Raw genomic sequence first — 1,268 nt, 5'->3', positions numbered from 1 at the left:
GAATCGCCCGTCGCGCACCATGTCCTCAAGGTTCAGGTTCGTCGCCGCCAGAATGCGTACATCGGCGCGGCGGGTCACCGGATCACCGACCCGCTCGTATTCCTTGTCCTGAATGAACCGCAGCAATTTTGGCTGTAATGTCAGTGGAAAATCGCCGATCTCGTCGAGAAACAGCGTGCCCCCGTCTGCCTGATTGACTCGGCCAAGCGTGCTTTCGCTAGCACCGGTAAAGGCACCACGACTGTGACCGAAGAGTTCGCTTTCCATGAGTTCGGCGGTCAGGGACGGGCAGTTGATCGTGACGCAGGATTTCTTCTGACGCTTGCTCCAGCCATGAATGGCTTGGGACAGTTCACCTTTACCAGTGCCAGACTCACCCAGAATCAGAATGTTGGCATCGGTACCAGCGACTTGGCGGGCGGTTTCGAGCACCACTTTCATGGCTGGACTGTGTGAGTCCAGGCCATCCTTGGGTTTACGCACTTCACCTTCAAGGGCTTCCAGGCGCGCCGAAAGTTGGCGCACTTCCAACTGCTTGGCAGTGGCCAGACGCAATTGATCGGGGCTGCACGGCTTGACGAGGTAGTCGGCGGCCCCCGCCTGAATCGCATCGACAGCGGTGTCCACGGCCGAGTGGGCGGTGACGATCACCACGCGCATCCATGGTGCCTGGATGCGCATCTGCGCCAGCACGTCCAAGCCATTGTCCTCACCCAGGCGCAAATCAAGGAAGCACAGATCGAACACCTGACGCTGCAACAAGGCATCGGCCTGAGCCGCACTGGTCGCGGTGGAGACGCTATAGCCTTCGTCTTCGAGGCAATAGCGGAAGGTTCGCAGGATAGCGGACTCATCGTCCACCAGCAGAATGCGGCCTTGATGCACCGTGGCTGATTCCATGTTCCTGCGCTCCTTTAAAGATTGATCTTGGTTAGTCCCGGATAAATCGGGCAAGTTGCATGGTCGATTCTGATCCATTCCAGTGCCAGTCGGGTAGCTATCTGCTAGCGCCCTACCTAATCCACTGATTTCTTTGATTTTTTGTCAAAACCTGCGCTTGAGGCACCTACTCGCCTCCCTTTCTGACATCTGCGACCATCACGCAATTCAAAAAGATTCAAAACACCCCCGAATCTACCGTGCATTTCGCACGACCGTGGAGGGGACATCGTGCAGGATGCGTCGCGAATTATTTTTTGTATCTTTATAACTTACTGATTTTATTGATTTTTATTGACTAAAAAAAGCTGGCACGCACGCTGCAATGG

1 protein-coding gene is annotated in these 1,268 nt (G+C 55.3%); it reads right to left on the bottom strand.

The features are described from left to right. The coding region (gene algB, locus AC1DRJ_RS28200) for a sigma-54-dependent response regulator transcription factor AlgB (RefSeq protein WP_477805030.1) at positions 1-900 on the bottom strand (900 nt) is incomplete at its 3' end. Positions 901-1,268: the final 368 nt, after the last annotated feature.

Source organism: Pseudomonas sp. P5_B2, assembly GCF_056400445.1.
Note: the sequence above shows the minus strand (reverse complement) of the source record. Positions and strands in the feature narration are given on the sequence as shown.